Genomic DNA, 4,317 nt, shown 5'->3' on the forward strand with positions numbered 1-4,317 from the left:
GGGCGGGCAGAGCGTGCCCGCCGGCGTCGGGCAGCCGACGCTCTTGGTCGGTGGGCTGACGGTGGGCGGGACCGCGGCGGCCTAGGCGGTCAGAACCCGTTGACCAGGAAGTCGAGCGCGCCCTTGATCGCCCCTTCCTGATCCGCCAGCGACCCTGCGAGGGACGTAAGGATACGGTTGTCAACCGTGGTCGCGAAATGCGTGGCCAGAACCCATGGCTGCCCCTCCATGCTGACCTGTGGGTTGAGCCGCGGGATCGGCGGCGTGGCGTCGTCCAGGGGCAGCAGCGGAATGACGAAGCGCGTCGCATGCACCGAGGCGAGCGGCGACTGGACATCCACCACGAGCGTCGCGTCGGACAGCCGATAGACGTCGAACTGCGCCCTCACCTCGCCTTGTGCTTTTCCAGCGGGTGACCGTTCTGTTCGTACCAGCGGCTCCACGCGTCGATCGCCGGTCGGTTCTGTTCCTGCCAGCGACGCTCCTGCTCGGCCTTGGTCGCACGGCGGATCGCGTCCTCGCTGATCTGCGACAGGTTCAGCCCCGTCTCGCGCGCCGCGGCCACGATGCCGGTGTCGAGCGACAGGTTGACCGATTGGCGTTTCGGCTTGCCCGTCTGGAGGTTTTCATGTCTCATACACTCACGCTATGCGCATCCTCCATGCGCGTCAACGGAGCGCACGATGGCCGAGTTCTTCCCCGCTTTGACCGACGATCACCGCGCGTTCGTTGCGAAGCAGCCGGTGTTCTTCGTGGCCACCGCCGCGGCGGATGCGCGGATCAACCTCAGCCCCAAGGGGATGGACAGTTTCCGGGTATTGGACGATCGCACCGTCGCCTATCTCGACGTCGCGGGTTCGGGGAACGAGACCAATGCGCATCTGATCGCCGACGGTTGGATCACGATCATGTTCTGCGCCTTCGACAATCCCGCGCTGATCTTCCGCATCTACGGCCGCGGACGCCCGGTGCTGCCGCAGGACGACGATTGGGCGGAACTGGCGCGGCACTTCACCTTGCTGCCCGGCACGCGGCAGATCTTCGTGATCGCGGTAGAGCAGGTGCAAACCTCGTGCGGCTGGGGCGTGCCGTACATGGCGTTCGAGCGCGAGCGCCCGACGCTGAGCAAATATCACACCGCCAACGGCGATGCGACGCGCTTCGCCAAATATGCCGTGCGGACGACGAGCATCGACGGCCTGCCGGTGCGCAACCCGACGCAGCCGCCCGCATGACGGCGCCCGCCTGATGGCACTGGTGGAGCTGGGGCGGTACGACCGCAATCTGGCGAACATCCTGGTGTCGCGGCTGGAGGCGGACGGTATCCCCGCGCTGGCGTTCGACGGCGGCGCGTCGATCGCCGATGGCAGCTGGCTGCTGATCCCGGTGCGGGTGATGGTGGACGAGGACGATCTGGCCGCGGCGCAGGCGGTGGCCGGACCTGCCTAAAAAACGGGCAGCTCCGCCGCGCTGCACAATTTTTACGTTCCGTTAAGACCCGTCGGCCCGCGCGGCAGCCCGCCGCACGCCGTGGCGGCGGTTGGCACGCGGTTTGCGATGCGCTGTTCCGGGTTATTCGGAAGGGGGCGCGATGAAGCTGGTCATAGCCATCATCAAACCGTTCAAGCTGGACGAGGTGCGCGAGGCGCTCACCACGATCGGCGTGGCCGGGATGACGGTATCCGAGGTCAAGGGGTTCGGCCGGCAGAAGGGCCAGACCGAAATCTACCGCGGTGCCGAATACAGCACGAACATGGTGCCCAAGATCAAGATCGAGGTCGTCTGCGCGTCCGACATCGCCGATCGCGTCGTGGAAGCGGTGCAGGCATCGGCCAACACCGGCGCGATCGGCGACGGCAAGATCTTCGTCCTGGACGTCGGGCAGGCGGTGCGCATCCGCACCGGCGAAACCGACGACACCGCACTCTGAGGGGGGTGACAATGACGCTATCGAAGAAGACGATCGGCGGGGGCGCGATGCTGGCGCTCGGCGCGCTGGCCGCCAGCCCGACGTTCGCGCAGGCCGCCGCCGCCGCGCCGACGGTCAACAAGGGCGACACGGCGTGGATGATGACCTCCACCGTGCTGGTGCTGATGATGATCGTGCCGGGGCTGGCGCTGTTCTACGGCGGCCTCACCCGCGCGAAGAACATGCTGTCGACGATGACGCAGATCGGTGCGGTCGCGTGCCTCGCGATGCTGATCTGGGTGATGTACGGCTATACCATGGCCTTCGGCGACGGTGGCAACGACTTCATCTCCGGCTTCGGCAAGGCGTTCCTGAAGGGGATCACCCCGGATTCGGTCGCCGCCACCTTCACCGCCGGGGTCGCGATCCCCGAATATGTCTTCGTCTGCTTCCAGATGACCTTCGCCGCGATCACCGTCGCGCTGGTGCTGGGGTCGGTCGTCGAGCGGATGAAGTTTTCCGCGGTGATGGTGTTCGGCGCCATCTGGCTGACGATCGTCTATTTCCCGATCGCGCACATGGTGTGGGCATCGGGCGGGCTGTTCTTCAAGATGGGCGCGCTGGACTTCGCGGGCGGCACCGTCGTGCACATCAACGCCGGCGTGTCGGCGCTGGTCGCGTCGCTGATCCTGGGCAAGCGCATCGGTTACCCGACCGAGCGGATCGTGCCGCACTCGCTGACGATGACCGGCGTGGGCACCGGCCTGCTGTGGGTCGGCTGGTTCGGGTTCAACGCCGGTTCGGCGCTGGAGGCCAACGGCTCGGCCGCGCTGGCGATGATCAATACCTTCGTCGCGACCGCGGCGGGCGGCCTGTTCTGGATGCTGGCGGAGCGGCTGAACGGCCACAAGGGTTCGGCGCTGGGCTTCTGCTCGGGGATCGTCGCCGGGCTGGTCGCGGTCACCCCGGCGGCGGGCAATTCCGGCCCGTTCGGCGCGATCGTGCTGGGCGCGGTCGCTTCGGTGATCTGCTTCTACGCCGTGTCGATGCTCAAGCCGAAGCTGGGCTATGACGACGCGCTCGACGCGTTCGGCGTCCATGGCATCGGCGGCATGATCGGCGCGATCGGCACCGCGATCGTCTACGCCCCGTCGCTTGGCGGGCCGGGCAAGCCGGACTTCGCGATCGGATCGCAGCTGACCACGCAGGTCATCGCGGTGGTCACCACCATCGTGTGGGCGACGATCGGCACCGTGATCGCCACCTATGCCGCCAAGGCGCTGACCGGGCTGCGCGTCAGTGCGGAGGTCGAGCGCGAAGGCCTCGACCTCGGCGAGCATGGCGAGCGCGCCTACAACAGTTGACGAAATTGCGGCGGCGGGACGGCCCGCCGCCGCTCACCAGGTTCCTCCTGCGGACACACCTCGACCCGGTACGGCAACGTACCGGGTCATTTTTCGCGGTGGCGGTATTCGGTCGCGACGCGCGCTAGCGCGGCAGGCGGATCTCGAACACGGTGGGCCAGCGTTTGCCGGTGACGAACAGCCGGCGCTTCGCCGCGTCCCAGGCGATGCCGTTGGCAACCGCCTCTGGATCGGTCGCGCCGACCTCCGCGACGATCGCTCGCAGGTCGATGACCCCGGTGACACGCCCCGATGCGGGGTCGATGCGGACGATGAACTGTTGATGCCAGACATTGGCAAGGATCGCACCGTCGACCACCTCCAGCTCGTTGAGCTGGGTCAGCGGCCGCCCCGCGAAAGACACCGTCAGCGTGCGGCGAACCGCCAGCGTCGCGGGATCGTGGAAGGTCAGCGTCGCGCTGCCGTCCGACCGGACCAAGCCGGTCGCGTCGCTCGCCAGTCCCCAGCCCTCGCCCGAATAGCGCAGCGTGCCCAGCCGCTTGAGGCTGGTCGCGGACCAGCGGTGGGCGATGCCGTCATGCCAGGTCAGGCTGACCAACTGTCCCTTCCACGCCGCCAGCCCTTCGCCGAACTGCGCCGCGGGGATCGTCGCCCGCGCAGTGACCTTGCCGGTGGCCAGGTCGACGCGGCGCACGTCCGACTGCCCCTCCAACCCGACGCTTTCGACCAGCTGCCCGCCGTTCCAGATCAGCCCCTCGGTGAAGGCGGCGGAATCGTGCGGATAGCGCGCGACGACCGTGGGGACGATCAGCGCCGGGCGCGGCGCGGCGGCGGCGGCGGGGGTCGCCGCCTGCGGTACGGCGGAGGCAGGCGCGACCAGCGCCACGAGCGGGAGGAGGAACCAGCGCGTCATCGCGACCGGCTTACCGCGGATCGCGGGGCGCGTCATCGGCTTTGGCCCGGCCGCGTGGGAGGGGGTGGCAGGAGAAGGTTGGTTCGCGCGGAGGCGCAGAGCGGTGGTGGCGGGGGGGCGGCCTGTGCGAG

At 68.3% G+C, this 4,317-nt stretch carries 7 protein-coding genes; 4 read left to right on the top strand and 3 right to left on the bottom strand.

Features of this window, described 5'->3' with window-relative positions; genetic code table 11:
• Nucleotides 1-89: 89 nt before the first annotated feature.
• On the bottom strand, nucleotides 90-389 hold the full coding sequence (locus AX685_RS04325) for a CcdB family protein (RefSeq protein WP_066485796.1): 300 nt from the start codon (nucleotides 387-389) through the stop codon (nucleotides 90-92).
• Nucleotides 386-637: a type II toxin-antitoxin system CcdA family antitoxin gene (locus AX685_RS04330; protein WP_066485797.1), complete on the bottom strand. Its 252-nt coding sequence runs from the start codon at nucleotides 635-637 to the stop codon at nucleotides 386-388. Before AX685_RS04330 ends, AX685_RS04325 begins: the two co-directional genes overlap by 4 nt.
• Before the next feature lie 46 nt (nucleotides 638-683).
• Here AX685_RS04330 and AX685_RS04335 point away from each other — a divergent pair, with 46 nt between their 5' ends.
• From AX685_RS04335 to AX685_RS04350, 4 genes are all read left to right on the top strand, one after another.
• Nucleotides 684-1,235 (top strand): pyridoxamine 5'-phosphate oxidase family protein, encoded by a 552-nt coding sequence (locus AX685_RS04335; RefSeq protein ID WP_066485798.1) that lies wholly within the window; start codon nucleotides 684-686, stop codon nucleotides 1,233-1,235.
• 13 nt (nucleotides 1,236-1,248) lie between these two features.
• Nucleotides 1,249-1,449 carry a putative signal transducing protein gene (locus AX685_RS04340; RefSeq protein ID WP_066485800.1) on the top strand — a complete coding sequence of 67 codons (201 nt, stop codon included), beginning with the start codon at nucleotides 1,249-1,251 and terminating at the stop codon, nucleotides 1,447-1,449.
• Between the two features lie 142 nt (nucleotides 1,450-1,591).
• Entirely contained in the window at nucleotides 1,592-1,930 is a 339-nt protein-coding gene (locus AX685_RS04345) for a P-II family nitrogen regulator (RefSeq protein WP_066485802.1), read from the top strand.
• An 11-nt stretch (nucleotides 1,931-1,941) separates the two neighbouring features.
• A complete protein-coding gene (locus AX685_RS04350; protein WP_066485804.1) occupies nucleotides 1,942-3,273 on the top strand; it encodes an ammonium transporter in 1,332 nt (443 codons plus the stop codon).
• Between the two features lie 124 nt (nucleotides 3,274-3,397).
• Here AX685_RS04350 and AX685_RS04355 read toward each other — a convergent pair.
• Nucleotides 3,398-4,317: glutaminyl-peptide cyclotransferase (locus AX685_RS04355; protein WP_331710146.1), on the bottom strand; the 920-nt coding region annotated here is incomplete at its 5' end.

Origin of the sequence: Sphingomonas sp. CCH9-F2 (genome assembly GCF_001556735.1) — a bacterium.
Taxonomy (GTDB): domain Bacteria; phylum Pseudomonadota; class Alphaproteobacteria; order Sphingomonadales; family Sphingomonadaceae; genus Sphingomonas; species Sphingomonas ginsenosidimutans.

Excerpts from the sequence above, each read along its gene's own strand:
- AX685_RS04330 (WP_066485797.1), bottom strand. The coding sequence starts at position 637 with ATGAGACATGAAAACCTCCAGACGGGCAAGCCGAAACGCCAATCGGTC.
- AX685_RS04335 (WP_066485798.1), top strand. The coding sequence starts at position 684 with ATGGCCGAGTTCTTCCCCGCTTTGACCGACGATCACCGCGCGTTCGTT.
- AX685_RS04340 (WP_066485800.1), top strand. The coding sequence starts at position 1,249 with ATGGCACTGGTGGAGCTGGGGCGGTACGACCGCAATCTGGCGAACATC.
- AX685_RS04345 (WP_066485802.1), top strand. The coding sequence starts at position 1,592 with ATGAAGCTGGTCATAGCCATCATCAAACCGTTCAAGCTGGACGAGGTG.
- AX685_RS04350 (WP_066485804.1), top strand. The coding sequence starts at position 1,942 with ATGACGCTATCGAAGAAGACGATCGGCGGGGGCGCGATGCTGGCGCTC.